Annotated in this window: 17 protein-coding genes; 13 read left to right on the forward strand and 4 right to left on the reverse strand. The window is 63.3% G+C overall.

Annotation, left to right across the window (positions count from 1 at the left end; all coding sequences use genetic code 11):
* Window positions 1-31 precede the first annotated feature (31 nt).
* The 6 genes from FHS47_RS06765 to FHS47_RS20000 all read left to right on the forward strand — a co-directional run bounded on the left by FHS47_RS06765 (window position 32) and on the right by FHS47_RS20000 (window position 6,468).
* The gene (locus FHS47_RS06765; RefSeq protein WP_167024748.1) at window positions 32-1,711 is read left to right on the forward strand and encodes a methyl-accepting chemotaxis protein; all 1,680 of its coding nucleotides are present in this window, start codon (window positions 32-34) and stop codon (window positions 1,709-1,711) included.
* A gap of 11 nt (window positions 1,712-1,722) precedes the next feature.
* Window positions 1,723-2,028 carry a hypothetical protein gene (locus tag FHS47_RS06770; RefSeq protein WP_167024751.1) on the forward strand — a complete coding sequence of 102 codons (306 nt, stop codon included), beginning with the start codon at window positions 1,723-1,725 and terminating at the stop codon, window positions 2,026-2,028.
* Window positions 2,029-2,130: 102 nt separating this feature from the next.
* The gene (locus FHS47_RS06775) at window positions 2,131-3,648 is read left to right on the forward strand and encodes a PAS domain-containing methyl-accepting chemotaxis protein (protein WP_167024754.1); all 1,518 of its coding nucleotides are present in this window, start codon (window positions 2,131-2,133) and stop codon (window positions 3,646-3,648) included.
* Window positions 3,649-3,699: 51 nt separating this feature from the next.
* Window positions 3,700-4,488: a protein-glutamate O-methyltransferase CheR gene (locus FHS47_RS06780; protein ID WP_282097558.1), complete on the forward strand. Its 789-nt coding sequence runs from the start codon at window positions 3,700-3,702 to the stop codon at window positions 4,486-4,488.
* Entirely contained in the window at window positions 4,485-4,958 is a 474-nt protein-coding gene (locus FHS47_RS06785) for a chemotaxis protein CheD (RefSeq protein WP_167024760.1), read from the forward strand. Before FHS47_RS06780 ends, FHS47_RS06785 begins: the two co-directional genes overlap by 4 nt.
* Before the next feature lie 10 nt (window positions 4,959-4,968).
* On the forward strand, window positions 4,969-6,468 hold the full coding sequence (locus FHS47_RS20000; RefSeq protein WP_167024763.1) for a chemotaxis protein CheW: 1,500 nt from the start codon (window positions 4,969-4,971) through the stop codon (window positions 6,466-6,468).
* 33 nt (window positions 6,469-6,501) lie between these two features.
* Here FHS47_RS20000 and FHS47_RS06795 read toward each other — a convergent pair whose 3' ends face one another.
* Window positions 6,502-6,849, reverse strand: coding sequence for a zinc ribbon domain-containing protein YjdM (locus FHS47_RS06795; RefSeq protein ID WP_167024766.1), 348 nt, complete (start codon window positions 6,847-6,849; stop codon window positions 6,502-6,504).
* Window positions 6,850-6,982: 133 nt separating this feature from the next.
* Here FHS47_RS06795 and FHS47_RS06800 point away from each other — a divergent pair, with 133 nt between their 5' ends.
* Together FHS47_RS06800 and FHS47_RS06805 are read left to right on the forward strand one after the other, a co-directional pair.
* Window positions 6,983-7,807: a helix-turn-helix domain-containing protein gene (locus FHS47_RS06800; RefSeq protein ID WP_167024769.1), complete on the forward strand. Its 825-nt coding sequence runs from the start codon at window positions 6,983-6,985 to the stop codon at window positions 7,805-7,807.
* Window positions 7,808-7,825: 18 nt separating this feature from the next.
* Window positions 7,826-8,932 carry an alpha/beta hydrolase gene (locus FHS47_RS06805; protein WP_167024772.1) on the forward strand — a complete coding sequence of 369 codons (1,107 nt, stop codon included), beginning with the start codon at window positions 7,826-7,828 and terminating at the stop codon, window positions 8,930-8,932.
* Here FHS47_RS06805 and FHS47_RS06810 read toward each other — a convergent pair.
* A complete protein-coding gene (locus tag FHS47_RS06810; RefSeq protein WP_167024775.1) occupies window positions 8,929-9,543 on the reverse strand; it encodes a TetR/AcrR family transcriptional regulator in 615 nt (204 codons plus the stop codon). The genes FHS47_RS06805 and FHS47_RS06810 overlap by 4 nt on opposite strands.
* Window positions 9,544-9,642: 99 nt before the next feature.
* Here FHS47_RS06810 and FHS47_RS06815 point away from each other — a divergent pair, with 99 nt between their 5' ends.
* Together FHS47_RS06815 and FHS47_RS06820 are read left to right on the forward strand one after the other, a co-directional pair.
* Window positions 9,643-10,371 (forward strand): SDR family oxidoreductase, encoded by a 729-nt coding sequence (locus FHS47_RS06815; RefSeq protein WP_167024778.1) that lies wholly within the window; start codon window positions 9,643-9,645, stop codon window positions 10,369-10,371.
* 102 nt (window positions 10,372-10,473) lie between these two features.
* Entirely contained in the window at window positions 10,474-11,703 is a 1,230-nt protein-coding gene (locus FHS47_RS06820; RefSeq protein ID WP_208381825.1) for a GGDEF domain-containing protein, read from the forward strand.
* Between the two features lie 80 nt (window positions 11,704-11,783).
* Here the strand turns inward: FHS47_RS06820 and FHS47_RS06825 are convergent, their stop codons facing one another.
* A complete protein-coding gene (locus tag FHS47_RS06825; RefSeq protein ID WP_167024784.1) occupies window positions 11,784-13,223 on the reverse strand; it encodes an amidohydrolase family protein in 1,440 nt (479 codons plus the stop codon).
* A gap of 121 nt (window positions 13,224-13,344) precedes the next feature.
* On the opposite strand from FHS47_RS06825, the gene FHS47_RS06830 reads away from it, so the two are divergent.
* Window positions 13,345-14,118 carry a hypothetical protein gene (locus tag FHS47_RS06830; RefSeq protein WP_167024787.1) on the forward strand — a complete coding sequence of 258 codons (774 nt, stop codon included), beginning with the start codon at window positions 13,345-13,347 and terminating at the stop codon, window positions 14,116-14,118.
* 38 nt (window positions 14,119-14,156) lie between these two features.
* Here the strand turns inward: FHS47_RS06830 and FHS47_RS06835 are convergent, their stop codons facing one another.
* Complete coding sequence (locus FHS47_RS06835) at window positions 14,157-15,563, reverse strand: PLP-dependent aminotransferase family protein (RefSeq protein WP_167024791.1); 1,407 nt, start codon at window positions 15,561-15,563, stop codon at window positions 14,157-14,159.
* 91 nt (window positions 15,564-15,654) lie between these two features.
* Between FHS47_RS06835 and FHS47_RS06840 the strand changes: the two genes are divergently transcribed.
* Together FHS47_RS06840 and FHS47_RS06845 are read left to right on the forward strand one after the other, a co-directional pair.
* A complete protein-coding gene (locus tag FHS47_RS06840) occupies window positions 15,655-16,065 on the forward strand; it encodes a cupin domain-containing protein (protein ID WP_167024794.1) in 411 nt (136 codons plus the stop codon).
* An 8-nt stretch (window positions 16,066-16,073) separates the two neighbouring features.
* Window positions 16,074-16,535 (forward strand): carboxymuconolactone decarboxylase family protein, encoded by a 462-nt coding sequence (locus FHS47_RS06845; RefSeq protein ID WP_167024797.1) that lies wholly within the window; start codon window positions 16,074-16,076, stop codon window positions 16,533-16,535.
* Window positions 16,536-16,549: the final 14 nt, after the last annotated feature.

Here is a 16,549-nt window from a genome sequence, read left to right on the forward strand (position 1 = left end):
GCGTGCGGGCAAGAAAGTCAGGGGGAAACGCATGCGATTTCCGGTTCGTGCAAAGATATTTTCGGCAATGGGCATCGCATTGGCGCTCATATGTTTCCTTGGCGGAAGCGGTGTCGTCGGAGTGAAAAACACCTATGCCCTCGTGCAGGGCATGTATCAATCGAACGTCATGTCGATGATGGCGGTGACCGAAGCGCAGAAGTCCATCGTGGACGTTCGTGTCGCGATGCTGAGAGCCATCGTCGATCCGACCATCAAGGAGACTGGCAACCGCGTCCGGGCGGGTCTTGACAGGGAAGCCGCGGCGTGGGGCCGTTACTATCCATCGAAAGTCACTTCCGATGAAGAACGCAAGGCCGCGGAAGCCTACGTCGCGGAACGTGAGAAGACACTACCGCTGGTCAATACAGAGCTGGCGATGATCGAGGCGGGCAAGACAGACGAAGTGAAGAAGATGCAGATCGATGTGGTCGGCCCGGCCATCGGCCGACTGGCCGATCGTATCGACGAATTGGCGGGTATCAACAGCAAGCAGGCCAATGCCGCATCTGTGGCAGCCGGCGATAGCTATGTCCGAACCCGGTACATATCGCTCGGAGCCCTTGCTGTCAGCGTCGTTTCACTCTTGTCCGTGGCAGTGTTGCTCGCGAGAAGCGTCCTGATACCTCTGAGCAAGGCGCGTGCGTTGGCGCAGGCCATCGAAGGTGGGCGACTCAACAATGCTACCGTCGTTTCGGGCAACGACGAGTTCACCGACACGCTTCGCGCCCTGGATACGATGGACAGGCATTTAGCAAGCATCGTCAACGATGTGCGACACATCTCGCAGCAAGTTTCGTCGTCGGCGGGGGACATCGCCCAGGGTAACGACGATCTGTCTCAGCGTACCCAGGAACAAGCCAGTTCGCTGGAAGAAACGGCAGCCGCCATGGAGCAGCTGGCAGCAGCCGTAAAGCAAAACGCGGACGGTGCAGAACAGGCGCGCCAGTTGGCACTGCGTGTCCGCGGCGATGCCGAGGTAGGCAGCCAGGTATCGGCGGAAGCTGGCGAGGCCATGGGGCAGATCACCGACGCCAGCAAGCAGATCGGATCCATCGTGTCGCTCATTGATGAAATCGCCTTCCAGACCAACCTCCTTGCCCTGAATGCCGCCGTGGAAGCCGCGCGCGCCGGGGATCAGGGAAGGGGTTTCGCTGTCGTCGCGGTCGAAGTCCGGAACCTGGCACAACGCAGTGCGGCAGCGGCCAAGGACATCAAGGCGTTGGTGAACTCCACCGTCGAGCGGGTGGACGCTGGTGCATCGCTGGTGGCACGTACGGGTACGGCGTTGGAGGAGATCGCGAAGGGCGTTCGCTCTGTGAGCTCGATCATCGAGGAGATTACCGCGGCATCCCAGGAGCAGGCCGCCGGTATCGAGCAGATCAACAACGCGGTCGTCACGTTGGACGATGTTACCCAGCAGAACGCCGCGCTCGTGGAAGAGGCCAGTGCAGCCAGCAAGAATGCCTCGGACCTTTCGCAGGACCTGCTTCGCAAGGTGTCATTCTTCTCTATCGTCGGCAGCGACGCCGAAATTGGGCAGGCGAAACCTGCATACTCGGCCCGTACCGTGATCCACCAGGAGCCGGCCCGTTCCACTCCGTTGCCTCCAGGCCGTGCCGTCGCCGTTGCGGCGATGGCGGACGACGGTAGCGCATGGCGCGAGTTCTGAGGGGGTGTGCCATGTCATCGCTCTCTTCTGCCGGACCGCCCGCATCGGTGTCTGGTTCGGTGATTGCGGAGGAAGCACTCGCGCTGTTGAACGCGTTCACCGACGAGGACGTGGAGGAGATTGGCTTTCGTGCGACGGTTCTTCTGTCCTATGCGCGCGATACAGGCAATCGTCCCTTGGCGGTTTCGTGTATCGCACTACTCGATGAAGTGGCCCGTTTCACTAAACCATGGAATGCAAAACGTGCGGTGAGTTGCTCACTGGAGCAGGTCATCGCCGCAGCAGCGAACATGGTGGCGATCACTATCGCCGAATGAAACGACAGGCGGCATTCATAACGATTGCGCGCGCTCCTGGAACTAAAGATTGCCGATTTTTTGCCGATAAAACCGACGTAACAACTTGACACGGGGAACATCATGGTTAGTGCCGCAAGCGCAGTGCAAGAACTGCAAAGTTTGAAAGCCGAGCGCGATGCGCTTCACCGCGTTCAAGCCATCATCGAGTTCGACTTGAATGGAACCGTTCTGGCCGCCAACCAGAACTTCCTGAAGGTTCTCGGTTACAGCCTCGAAGACGTGGTGGGTCGCCACCATCGGATGTTCTGCGAACCCGCGTTCGCAGAAAGCGAGGACTACACGAAGTTCTGGAAGCGTCTCGCCTCTGGGCAGCCCGAAGTGGGTGAGTTCAAGCGCATTGCGGCAGATGGGCGCGAAGTGTGGCTCAGCGCTTCCTACAACCCCGTGTTCAATGCCGAGGGCGAACTCTATAAGGTCATCAAGTTCGCCACCGACATCACCACTATCGTGGACAAATCGGCAGAGCTCGACGGCAAGATGACGGCGCTCGACAAGTCCCAGGCCGTCATCGAATTCGATCTCGACGGCTATGTGACATCGGCGAATGCCAATTTCCTTTCTGTCGTCGGTTACTCGCTGCACGAACTGGTCGGCCAACACCATCGCAAGCTGTGTGACGACGCCTATACGGCAAGTCCGGAGTACAAGGCGTTCTGGGAAAGACTGCGCAGTGGCGAATTCGATTCGGGCCGCTACCGCCGCGTGGCCAAGAACGGCCGCACGATCTGGCTCCAGGCCAGCTACAACCCCATTTACGATGGCAACGGCAAGCTGCACAAGATTGTGAAGTTCGCCGCGGACATCACCTTCCAGGGCGAACTTGAGGACCTGGTGAAGCGTCGTGCCGAGGGGTTCTCCTCTGCGTCGACCGAGATCGCCCAACAGTCCAACGAGATGGCGGCCGGGGCCCAGCTTCTAGGGGCGACAGTGGAGCAGATGAACGCCACCATCGAGGAACTGACCGCCTCCATCAGCTCGATTGCCAGCAATGCGCAAAACGCCGACCGTCTGGCCAAGGACACCCAGCAGGAGGCGGAGCGGGGCGCAAAGGCCTTGGAAAAGTCGATCGAATCGATGGACCTCATTCACAAGTCGTCGGAGGATATCGCCGAGATCAGCAAGGTTATCGGCGAGATCGCCAGCCAAACCAATCTGCTTGCCTTCAATGCCGCCATCGAGGCGGCACGCGCAGGCGAACACGGCCTGGGCTTCTCGGTGGTTGCCGACGAGGTAAGGAAACTTGCCGAGAGGTCGTCCCAGGCCGCAAAGGAGATCTCGAAGCTGATCGGCGAGTCCACCAAGCGTGTTTCCCAGGGCAGCCAGATTTCCAAGGAGGCCTCGGCAGCGTTCGACAAGATCCTGTTCGGGGTGGTCAATACCACGCAAGCCATGTCGGAGATTTCGTGTGGGGCGGACGAACAGGCCGTGGCCGCTCGCGAGGTCGCCGCAGCGGTGCAGCACATTGCCGAGGAAACGGAGAAGACCGCTGCAACGTGCGACAACATCGCCCGCGCATGTGGCGGTTTGATGGAAGGCGCCAGCGAACTCAACGCAACCGTCAACAACTTCGCCACCTGACGCACGATGTTGACTACCGAAGCCATCGTTGGTCCGGATACCCGCCAAGCCATGCTCGCACGCGTGCATCGGTACACGGGTATCGTCATGGCCGAACGCAAATGGACGCTTCTGCACGGGCGACTGCGCCGGCGCGTCCAGGAACTCCAGCTACGGAGTTACGACGAATATCTCGCCGTACTGGATGGTTCGAAAGACGAGGTCGCACGTTTCATCGATCTTGTGACGACCAATGAGACCTCGTTCTTTCGTACAGCGCGGGTCTGGCAGTACTTGACGGATGACTTCTTCCCGGGCTGGTACAGGTCGAACCCCGGCAAGACCATGACGATCTGGTCGGCAGCGGCATCCACCGGAGAAGAGGCGTACTCGTTGGCGATGACGGCGGAGGAATTCCGCCTCAAGCATCGCGACTTCACGTATCGCATCATGGCCACCGACATCGCACAGGGCGTGCTCGATGTCGGTGCAGCCGGCATCTATCGCGGCCGGAACGCGGAAGGATTGAAGCACAGCCGGCAAGACATGCTCGAGAAATACTTCGAGTGCCGGGATAACGCCTATCGAGCTTCTTCGTTGCTCAGAGGCAACATAACGTTCCGCCAGCACAACCTGTACCAGACCCTTGTGGCCGCAAACCGGTTCGACCTGGTCCTGTTGCGCAACGTACTCATCTATTTCGACGAAACGGGTCAGGAGGCCGTCGTGGATGCGGTGCGGCGGTCGATGGCTCCGAACTCCGTGCTGATCATCGGCGAATCGGAGTCCCTGCACAGAATACGAAGCGGCTTTGCCTTCCAGCAGCCGTTGATATACCGAAATGCGGTGCCATCGACATGACAGCGATCGATGTCCATGTCGGCATGTGCGAAGTGCGGCTTGGAAGCAGCGCACAAGTCCTCAGGAGTACCTTGGGGTCGTGCGTCGGCATCGGCATCCTCTGGCAGAAGAAGGGATTGTCGGCGCTTGCGCATTGTTTGTTACCGGAATCCTCCGCCACACCGAAGGAGGGTTCGGCCAAGTATGTCACCGACGCCATCCCTTCATTGTTGGCGTTGCTAGGTGCGACGCCCAAGGATCATGAGGAACTGACCGCCGTGATCGCCGGGGGAGCCCTCATGATGAAACAGACGTGGTCGGCTACGCACGGAAGCATAGGCGAGCTCAATACGCGGACGGCGCAGCGTCTTCTGGATGACGCCGGCATTCGCGTCGTTCACGCCGATATCGGAGGCCATGCCGGCCGCCAGTTGAGCATCCACTGCGACACCCAGCAGTACGTCGTCCGCACGTTCGAGCGCATCATATAAAGGATTCACCGTGGGTCATCCTTCGCCAAATGTCACTGCTCACTCCCGTCACGAGAGTCGACTTTTCGGGTCGTTCCACGTCGGCGACCTGGAGTTGGCCCTGCCTGTGGATGCGTTGCAGGAAGTGGTGGGCTTTCCCGAATCCATCACCAGGGTTCCCCTTGCCCCCGACTACGTGGCCGGCTTGTTCATGCTGCGAGGTACCATGGTGCCCGTGCTGCGCCTCGACAGGCTTTTCGGTCTTGCGGACGATCATGGCCTTCGGGACAGCCGGGTGGCGGTGGTGAAGTCCGAGCACACGCTGCTTGGTGTGTGCTTCGATCGAACCGGGGAAATGCTGCGGATGGACGGTTCGCAGGTGGTTTCCTTCGCGGCGGAGGGCGACACGATCGGCCTGATCGAGGGTGCTTTCGATCTGGAGAGTCGTATCGTCCAGGTGCTTTCCGCCAGTGCGCTGGCCCGTGTTCCGGGGGTACCTCAGGTACCGCGACCACGCTCGTCGGGTCTGGACCACCGGCAACGCACGCCGGTCAGGATCCGCAAGGTTGTCTCCTTCCATGTCGACGGGCGCCTTCTTGCCATCCCGATGGAGCACATCCACGAGATTGTCCGGCTGCCGAGCCTCGAACATTCGGTGCTCTCCGATGCGGTGTGTCACGGGTGGCTGGAGCTCCGCGGAGCCGCCGTGCCTGTGGTCGATCTTGCTCGCTTCCTTGGGCTGGAAAGTTCCGGCGCCGTCGAGCACCAGGATCCCGACGTGGAGGACGTGCGGCGCGTCGTCGTGCTGCGCAAGGGCGATGGCCATTTGGGGCTGTTGGTCGACGATATTGAAAGCGTCGTTAGCTATACGGACGAGCAGCTCCTGCCGCTGCCCATCGTCACCGGGCAAACGGGAATCCTGGCCCACTGCATCAACCGACGCGCCTCCGGTATGCAGGATGTAACCGTCATCAGTACGGAGGAGCTTTTTGCAGACCCTTACATGGCGCATCTCGCCAAGGGTCACCACGATCTCTACCTCGTGGAGGAGGAGAATATCCAGCGTGCCGAATTGCGCAGCAAACCGTCACGAGAAACGTGGCTGATATTCAAGCTCGATCGACTCATGGCGGTGCGCATTGAACAGGTTGTCGAGATCGTCGAATCCCATGGCGCGCTGGTAAGGCCGCCTGGCGCACCTGCGCATGTGTGCGGCGTGGTCAACGACGGCAAGTCGCTGACCACCGTGATCGACCTGCGTACCCTCTACGGGATGGAGGCGGCGGAAAGCCTCGACCATCCCAAGATACTCGTCATCCAGCATAACGGACACAGGTACGGACTGACTGTGGCTTCGGTGGAGAACATCGTCGGCATCGAACCGGGTGCGAAGATCCGCATTCCTTCGCTGGTTGCGAATCACCTGGATCCGGAACTGAAGAAAGACCTCCACGAAGTGATCGACTCGCCGGAACACGGCAGCGTCCTGCTTCTGGATGTGCTGTCGCTCATGCAGCGACTGACGGAGTAATGCCCCTGCAAGGGCAGGGGCGTACCGCGGTGATCAAGCCTTCTTCAGAAAGCAGACCTTGAGCACCAGACCCTTGATCTTGTCGGAGCTCCCTTCGATGTGATCGGCATCCCCTTCGACCAGGCGGATGTTGCGGATGACGGTCCCTTGCTTCAGTGGAATCGACGAACCCTTGACCTTCAGGTCCTTGATCACCACGACGGTGTCGCCGTTATTCAGCGGGTTCCCATGAACGTCGCGCGTCACCGCGCCCTGTTCATCGACGTCTGCCGGCCGCTGCGGCCACTCGTGCGCGCAATCGGCGCAGATGTACATGTCCCCGTCGGGATAGGTGTTTTCCATGCCGCACTGCGGGCACGCGGGGATGGCTGATGTGGTCACGGCAATCTCTGTGGTTGAGGCACCCCTTCATTATACGATCTCCCGCGTTCGGGCCGGTGCGGCAACAGCAAGCACGATCAAATGACGCCACCGCGGATGGCCTAGCATGGGCCATCGCTGAAGGGGATCGCGTATGGCGGCGGTGCAACGTGCGCTTTGGTACATCGAAAGTCATTCGGGACAGGCGCTTGCCTTGACGGACGTGGCTCGCGCCGCCGGGGTGTCCACGTTTCACTTGTCACGCCTGTTCCAGACGGCCACGGGGTGGTCGGTGGTCAGATACCTGCGCATGCGGCGGCTCAGCCAGGCCGCGGCGGCCCTGGCGGCCGGCGCGACAGACATTCTCGATGTTGCCCTGTCGGCGGGCTACGGATCGCACGAGGCGTTCACGCGCGCGTTCCGGGATGCCTTCGGACAGACGCCGGAAGAGGTCCGCAAACAGGCCTCTCTCGAGGGCCTGGACACCGTTGCGCCCCTGCGTGTGATCGAGGAGCCGGCGCCTGCGCTGGCGGCGCTGCGTGTCGAGACCATCGGTCCGCTGTTGCTCTCGGGCATCAGCCGTCCATATCGGGCAAGCGACACGGCAGGCATTCCCGCGCAGTGGCAATGTCTGTTCGACCAGCGGGCCAGTCGGATGCCTGCTGTGCCGGCCTACGGCGTCTTTGCGGCCGGGGACGACGATGGCTGCGTGGAGTATCTCGCCGGCCATCCCATATCGCGCCTTGCGGAGGCCCTGCCTGGCCACCACACGCTGCGGCTGGCACAACGACGCTATGCGGTCGTGAGGCACGCCGCGCACATCGGATCCATTCCTCTCACATGGCGAGCCATGATGGACGACTGGTTGCCCGCGTCAGGCTTGCGTGCCATCGATGCCCCCGATTTCGAGCGTTACGACGCATCGTTCGACACCGCGACCGGCGAAGGCGGGGTGGATATCTGCGTACCCATTGAATGACGTGCCGAAGGACTTCCGATGAATCGACTGACCCGCGTTCTCACTCTCATCGCCGCGTGCCTGGTCACGGGTACGGCAGCCGCCGCCGTTGGCGAAATGCATCGTTCAACCAGCACACCCACGGCCGCGCTCCGTGACGCATCGGGGTCACCGCGCATCGCCATCACCGTCTGGTATCCGGCCACCGACGGCGCCATCGAAAAGCCGTTGCTGATCGGGCCACCCGACCGGCCGCTCTTCGATAGCGGCAGGGCCGCGCCGGACGCACCCGTGGCGAACGGCCGCTACCCGGTGGTGCTGCTCTCGCACGGCTTTGGCGGCACAGCCAGGGTCATGGGCTGGTTCGGCACGAAATTGGCCGCTGCCGGTTTCATCGTCATCGCCGTCGATCACCCCGGCAGCAATGGCCGGAGCCCCATCACCCACGCGGGCGCCGCGTGGTGGTGGGAACGCGCGGAAGACTTGAAGGCCGCGTGGAACGCGGTACGCAAGGACGAGGTGATCGGGCCGCACCTGGACGCGTCGCGACTGGGAGTTGCCGGTTTCTCCGCCGGAGGTTTCGCTGCACTGGTCGCGGCCGGCGCGCGTGTCGATGTCGATCACTTCGTGGCGTTCTGCAAGGCGCACCCTGACGACGGGGTGTGCGCGCCACAACTCGAAGCCCCCGCAATGGCAGCCCGCGATGCCGACACGGCCCTGGCCGATCCGAAGATGCAGGCCCGCCTTGCCGACGCGCCCGCGGATCATTCCATACCAGGGGTGCGCGCGGCCTTTGCCATGGCGCCGGCGCTGGTCCAGGCGCTGGGTCCCGCGTCGCTGCCACGTATGACGGTGCCCGTGTCTATCGTGGTGGGTGACGCGGACACGGTGGCCCCCGCCGCGACCAATGCCAGCGTCGCTGCCCGGGCGATTCCGGGCGCCCGCGAAGACGTGTTACCCCTGGTGACGCATTACGATTTCCTGGCCACGTGCCAGCCCGCCGCGCGACAGGTGGTGCCGCAGTGCGCACAGGCCAACCACCAGGCCGCGGCGCACGATGCCGCCATCCGGCACGCGTTGCAGCTGTTCAAGGGCATGACGCCGCGGGCATCGGGGCAGGGTACGCCAGCGGCACCGGCACGTTAGGATCGCGGCCTCGACGCGCCGACAAGATACGCCTTGCACATCAGCGGCAGTTCGCTGCGCAGCGTGGCGACGGATGCCGGCGATGCGTCGCCCTCAAGGACCGCGCGTACCGTCCCGACCATCAGGACACGCAACGCGTAGGTGACCTTGTGGAGGTCGTCGAACGTTGCGTCGCTGACCGTCGCCAACGCGCGGAAGATGATGTGTTCGGCACGCCGAACGATGTCATCGACCAGCGGCGCCGTTTCCAGCTCGGTGGCCACCACGTAGAGCGCCCGCGTGCCCGGCATGCCCCGCAGCTTCGCGTCGAGGTAAGCACGGCTGAGGCCTTCCGCCATTTGCGCCACGGGCTTGCCGGAGAAGGCATCCGATGCGTCCTGAAGCGCCTTGATGACCTCCTCCAGGTAATCCTCCAGCACGGCGTACAGCAGCGCGTGCCGGTGCGGAAAGTACTGGTACATGGTGCCGACGGAGACGCCCGCCCGTGCGGCCACCCGGGTGGTGGTGAGGCCGTGGTAGCCGTCCGTCAGCAAAACCTGAATCGCAGCCTCGAAAATGGCCGCCACCGTGGCCGCCGAACGGGCCTGACGGGGCGTTTTTCGCGGCTTCAAGGCATCGTTTGGGGCGACTGGCATATGCGAATGTAAAAGCCCGGCGGAGGTTCCCACCTAACTGGGGCGGGTCGTCCGCTTGTTCAACAGGAACCCTTCATGACACAGCAACGTCGCATCACCCTCGTCACCGGCGCCAACAAGGGCATCGGTCTGGAAGTGGCTCGGCAGCTCGGCAAGGTGGGCCATACCATCCTGCTCGGCGCGCGCGATGCCGGCCGCGGCCAGGCCGCGGTGGACAGCCTGCGCGCCGACGGCATCGAGGCCCGGCTGGTAACCATCGACCTGGGCTCGTCCGAGTCGATCAAGGCCGCTGCGGCGGACATCGAACGCCAGGAGGGCCGCCTCGACGTTCTGGTCAACAACGCCGCCATCGTCGATCCCGCCGACGGCCCTGCAGGGGTGGCCGATCTGACGGCCGTGCGCCGCATATTCGACACGAACTTCTTCGGCACCGTGGAGGCCACGCAGGCATTGCTGCCCCTGCTTCGGAAGTCCGAAGCCGCCCGCATCATCAATGTGTCCAGCAGCCTTGGATCCATCGCCCTCAACGCAGACCCGGGCTGGGAATACGCGGCTGTGAAGTTCCTGGGATACAACGGCTCCAAAGCTGCCCTGAACCTCTTCACCGTCATCCTGGCCGCGGAATTGAAGGACACCGGCATCCGGGTGCACACCGTGAACCCGGGCTACACCGCCACCGACCTCAACGGGCACAGCGGCCATCAGACCCTCGCCGAAGGTGCGCAGGAGATCGTGCGGCTCGCCCAAGCCGAAGGCGGCGAGACCGGCACGTTCACGAGTAAGGATGGAACCGAACCGTGGTAACGAGGATGGTCGACCGGGTTACCGATCCGTTCTGAAGCAAGCTTCGTAAAGGATATACTTGCTAACAAGACCCGCTTCCGGGTCGTTGTGTCGGGGATCCGCGTGGAAACGCTCGCGAGGCTGGCGCACGCCGGCACCTTGCTCATCGTCAATGCACTGCTCGCGTCGCTTTCATGCGCGATCTTCCTGGCGCTGCGCTGGTCTCTGCGGCATTCCGGACGAACCAGGGGGCTTGCCCTGTGGGCTTTAAGCCAGGCGTTCGTTGCCGGCGGCTTTTGCGTCCTCATCCTCCCGGCCTTTCAGGTCGCCTTCGTCGGTCTTGGTCTGTTGGGCAACTTGCTCATCGACCTCGGCACGGCTGCGTCGTTCGCTGCCGTCTGGATCTATTTTTCGAAGCCACGGCGCTTCGGGTTCGTCATCATCATTGCCGCGGCCGTCGCCGTGGTGGAATCCGTTCTCGTGCTGCGCGGCGGCGAGGATCTGCGCGTGATGGTCACGGTCGGTGGGAGCTTGAAAGCGATCCTGACTTTTGCCACCGGCCTTATGCTCTGGCAATGCCCGGATCCCAGCCAGCGGGTGCCTGCCAGGGTGGCAGCAGCTTTTCACGCATTCTGGGGATTGGCGCTTCTGATTCGGGTGGCCTGGTGGATGGTTCACCCGGCTGCCGAAGGGCAGCACGACGTGACTTCGAGCTTCGGCTTGCTTGCGCGGATGGTTTTAACCTGGGCGATCACACCTTGCTTGCTGTGGATGATGAGCCGGCAGTTCGATGCCGACCTTCGGCGGCTGGCCCATGAGGATGCGCTGACCGGCGTCGCAAACCGACGCGCGATGTGGGCGGCGGCTGAGCGGTCGCTGTCGCGCGCCGCTTCGACACGCTCACGCTGCGGCGTCTTGATTCTGGATGTGGATCATTTCAAGGCCATCAACGATCGGTTTGGCCATCCAGGTGGCGATCAGGTGCTCATCGCCCTCGCCAAGGTGCTGCAAGCGGTAGTGAAGCCCCCCGATCTGGTCGCTCGCATCGGCGGCGAGGAGTTTATGGTGTTGATGACAGACACCGATGTCTCTGCCGTCGGACGGATGGCCGAAGACCTGCGCCGGGCTGTGGAAACCACCCCATTCGTGGTGGACGGCATAACACTCCATTGCACCGTGAGCATCGGGCACCATGTCGCCGAGACCGATGAATCATGGAACGATGCTGTAACTCGTGCAGACCGCGCGCTCTATGCAGCCAAGCTGCGCGGACGCAATCGAGCCGAAGTTGCCGATGGATTCGACCGAGTCGACGGGGACCGCGCGGCGGCGCAGCCAGGTACGCCGACGTAGCGGAGCTTGGCCTGGCGCCACCGGCACGTTCACGAGCTAAGGACGGAACCGAACCGTGGTAACGATGATGGTCGACCGGGTTACCGGTCGGTAATGTCGTTCTTAACCAGCGGCACAAACGCGGTCCGCGGATAGACACGGCCGCGTTTGACGGTCATCAGCACGGATTTCAGATTTTTCAGGTCCGTGAGCGGGTTACGGGCAAGCACCACCATGTTCGCAAGCTTGCCCGGTTCGATGCTACCCATGTCGCGCTGCTGGCCTGCCGCGCGTGCGCCGACGAGCGTGGCCGATTGCAGAATCGCCTCGTTCGGCATGCCGGCTTTTACCGCAAGCGTGTCGAGTTCGTGGAACAGATCCGGCCATGGATCCTTCCAATCGCCGATGAAGTCGGTTCCGGCATCGATCGGCACGTGGGCGAGATAGGCCTGTCTGGTGATCTCGCCGCCCACTGTGTCGTCGCAACTGCCGGGTGCGAGCGGAGGCATGGTGGTCGAGCCGGCGGTATCGCTGCTGTAAGTCCAAAGCGTCGCATCGAGGATGGTGCCACGGCGCGCCATTTCCTTGAAAAGGCGGGCGAGCGCCGGGTTGTCGCCCTGGCGGAACTTCGCCAGATCGACGTTTGGATGTGGCTCGCTCCAGCTGGGAACATGCGCGTCGGGCTCGCGGATGAGCAGACAGGCATGCGAGATCGCATCGACACCCGCCGCCACCATGTCCGAGGGCTTGGAGGGGTAGGGCGTTGCGTGGGCCCATACCAGCAGCCCCTGTCGATGCGCTTCGGCCGTGATCCGGGAAGCGAGATCGGCGGGAAGATCGGCGTAGAGTTTGATCGCCGTTGCCCAGGTTCCTTTCGCTCGTGCAACCGCCAGCGGCAGGTCCGTGGCCTTGGTCACGGCTTGCATCCACGGCACATGTCCCGGCACGCCGCCAACGGAAACCTGGCCGGTACGCTCGTCCGTGAAGAAATCGGGGCCCGCCATCAAGGCGGCGTAGTAGATGTCCGGAGCAGGAATCTCGCCGGCCAGGCTGGCACGGGTAAGCTCCCCTACCGCACGAAGGTCGTCGGCCATGTCGCGGACGGCTGTCACGCCGCCGTAAAGGTCGCGCCGCAGGATGGCTTCCGCCTGCCGCCTGTTAGGCGGCGTGGCCAGATGGACGTGAGCATCGATCATCCCAGGCATGAGGAAGCGCTCACGCAGGTCGATCGCTTTGGCCTTGGCGCGCACCGCGGGATCCAGTTGCGAGTCTGGCAGAACGCGAAGGATTCGCTCGCCTTCTACGAGAACATCCATGTCGGGCCGCGGGGGAGCACCCGATCCGTCGATAAGCGTCGCGCCCTGAAACAGCGTGATGCCAGACTTCGGTGCTTTATCGGTGGCGGGCACTGCGGCGTGCGCGAGGGCGCAGCACAGGAGCACGGCCACGGCTATGGAGCATGTCAAAGGGCGTTGCTTGCGAGCGGCCAGCCAAGATGTGATCCGCGCGCCTGATTCGATACCGGCCTTCCCGTCGTTCATCCCGTTCCCCTCCAACCCCGATGCAGGCTGACGAAATGGTGCGACCGCTCGCCGGCGACTCAGGGCGATCTAAGTATGTGCACCTAGAGTAAACCGACAGCTACTCCAGCGGTGACCCCCGATGCAGCGAGAATCCGTCCCCAGCAAGGTGCCTGACGTCGTACTCAGCTTCTGGGTCATCAAGATCCTGGCCACCACCTTGGGCGAGACCGCCGGGGACGCGGTGTCGATGTCGCTCGGCCTGGGCTACTTGCTCAGCACAGCGATCTTCGCCGTGGTTTTCGCCGTGGCGGTGGCTGCGCAGATACGCGCCGTCCGTTTCCATCCAGCACTGTACTGGGTGACGATCATCGCGACCACGATCGTCGGCACGACACTTGCGGATTTCGCCGACCGCTCGCTGGGTATCGGTTACGCAGGAGGCGCGGGAATCTTGCTCGCCCTGTTGCTCGCCTCGCTGATCACATGGTACCGGGTCGCCGGTTCGGTCAGCATGCAGACCGTGGTCTCAACGCGCAGCGAGGTGTTCTATTGGATCACCATCATGTTCTCGCAGACACTCGGCACCGCCCTGGGCGACTGGACGGCCGACAGTATGGGCTTGGGTTACCTGGGCGGCATGGCCATCTTCGGCGGCCTGCTGCTGGTCGTGGCGCTGGCTTATTACATGACCCGCGTGTCCCGCACGTTGCTGTTCTGGATTGCCTTCGTCCTGACCCGTCCGCTGGGCGCCGTGGTCGGCGACCTGTTGGATAAGCCGACCGATCATGGCGGACTCGCGCTAAGCCGCTACACGGCCTCGCTCGTCCTGATGGGGCTCATCGCATTGTGCATCATGCTCTTCGAGCAGCGCCCGGCTCGCGGGGAAGTCTTCAAGCAACCGACAGACGGCTGAGCGTGCATGCCTCCGCGGCGATCGCCCATCCCGCTTCTTCATTCCTGGCGGCGTTTGCCGATCAAATCGTGCAGCCGCTCGCATGCGAGCGATAGTCTGGCCTCGTCCGCGGTGGCGATGCCCAGAAGCAGACCGGATTTCGGCACACTGCCAGGCGCGAACCAGGCCGACAACGGCTCGGGTGCGAGACCCAACGAGCGGGCTTCCTTCGCCACGGCGACGTCGGGTGCCCCGTCGGGCAGGCGCAAGAGCGCGGCGAGCCCGCCGATCCGCACTTCGTAGCCCTTGCGCTCGAGGGCGTTCTGCAACGCATCGCCTCGCGCGGAATAGATGCGTTTCATCCGGCGCAGATGTCGCATGTAGTGCCCTTCGCTCATGAAGCGTGCCGTCGCGTGCTGCACGGCGGGGCCGGGCGCCGAACCGAGACACAACACCGCCTCGGTGAACCTGTCCACCAGATCGGGTGGCGCGACGATGAAACCCAGGCGCAGGGCAGGGCTGATGGTCTTGCTGAACGATCCGATGTGGATGACGCGGCCGCTTTGGTCCAGCGAAGCAAGCGCGGGCGCAGCGCGGCGGCGAAGCTGCAATTCGCCGAGGTAGTCGTCCTCGATGATCCACGCGCCGGTTTGCGCGGCCCACGCAATGAGTGCCACGCGGCGGCCAAGCGACAACGTGCCGCCAAGCGGTGCCTGTTGGCCTGGCGTCACCAGGGCAAGCGCAGCGTTTGGAAACCGCTCGATGCCGTAGTCGACATCCATGCCATCGTCGTCCACCGGTATCGGCACGGTTTCAAGCTGAGCGAGTTCCAGCGCGCGGCGACTGTGGAAGAAACCTGGGTTTTCCATCCAGGCCGTGGCGCCCGCCAAGCCAAGGATCCGTAGCGTTATCTCCAGTGCGCCTGCGAAACCGGCCGTCACGAAGATCTGCGAGGGGCGGCATTCGATACCCCGCGCAAGCGCCAGATGCGCGGCGATCTCGCGTCGGAATGCCAGTTCGCCGCGCGGGTCGGGATAGACCGCTGGCGACATGACCTCGCGCCGGGCCGCGTGGGCGCGCAGGCGGGCGAAGAGGCTGACCGGAAAGCTGTCCGAGGCCGGCACGCCCATCTGGAACATCGCCGGACCGGCGAACAGATGCTGATAGAGCTCCGGCACTTCGGCCTCGTTGGCCGGTGCCGACCGGGTGGCCGTGGGGTGCTCCGCGACCCGCGTTCCGCCCGGCTGCGACGAAACGATGACTTGTTCGTCGGCCAGCCGCTCATAGGCCGATTTGACCGTGCCACGGGCCACGCCCAGCTGTGCGGCAAGAGCCTGCCAGGACGGCAACCGCGCGCCCGGGGCCAGTGCGCCACTGCGAATGGCGGCGAGCACACCCATACGAATCTGTTCGGTCAGCGTGGCCGCGGCGGACCGGTCGAGACGGATGTCGAGCGCATGAGGCATGCCGCATGGTACAGCGAAAATAGAGGCTTTTGGTTCTTTGCAGTGCACCGTTCGGGGCGCAAGCTGGCCCCATTCCGAACAGGAGCGAACCATGTCGACGAAACGCCTGCTTGCCACACTGCTCGCCTCCACCGCGCTTGCCGGGGTTGCCTATGCGCACGCTCCGGAAGAAACCGTCAAGCCCAACTTCTCCCATGCCCTCCCGAACCTGCCGGGCAAGTCGCTCGTCGCGGTGGAGGTGAACTATCCGCCGGGCGCGGCGTCCAGGCCGCACCACCACGCCCATTCCGCCTTCATCTACGCCTATGTGCTTTCCGGCGAAATCGAGAGCCAGGTCGACGATGGCCCCGCACGGATCTACCGCGTTGGCGAATCGTTCTATGAAGCGCCGGGTTCCCATCACGGCATCAGCCGCAACGTGAGCAAGACCCAGCCCGCCAAGCTGCTGGCCGTGTTCGTCGTCGACACCGGCGAGAAACCCCTCACCACCCCGGACAAATAGGTAACGCCATGTCTCCCCGCATTGATTACACCCATGTCGCGCCGGCAGGTGCCAAGGCGCTCGGCACGGTTTACGGTTACATCATGCAGTCCGGCCTCGATCCCATCCTGGTGGATCTGGTCTACCTGCGCGTCAGCCAGATCAACGGTTGCGCCTACTGCCTGGACATGCACACCCGCGACCTGGTGAAGAAAGGCGTCGGCATCGAAAAGCTCGCGCTGCTGCAGGCCTGGCACGAGGCGGGCAAGGTTTTCAGCGAGCGCGAGAAGGCGGCTCTCGCCTGGGCCGAAACGGTCACACGTGTTGCGGAAACCGGTGTGCCGGATAGCGACTTCCAGGCCGCGTCGGCCGTCTTCAGTGAGAAGGAACTGGTGGACCTCACCTTCGCCATTGGCCTGATGAACACCTATAACCGCCTCGCCATCAGCTTCCGCAACCCGCCCGAGGCGGCGCTGCGCGCGGAAGGCTGAGCACCGGAAGAAGA

The sequence above is a fragment of the Luteibacter sp. SG786 genome (assembly GCF_011759605.1).
Lineage (GTDB): Bacteria > Pseudomonadota > Gammaproteobacteria > Xanthomonadales > Rhodanobacteraceae > Luteibacter.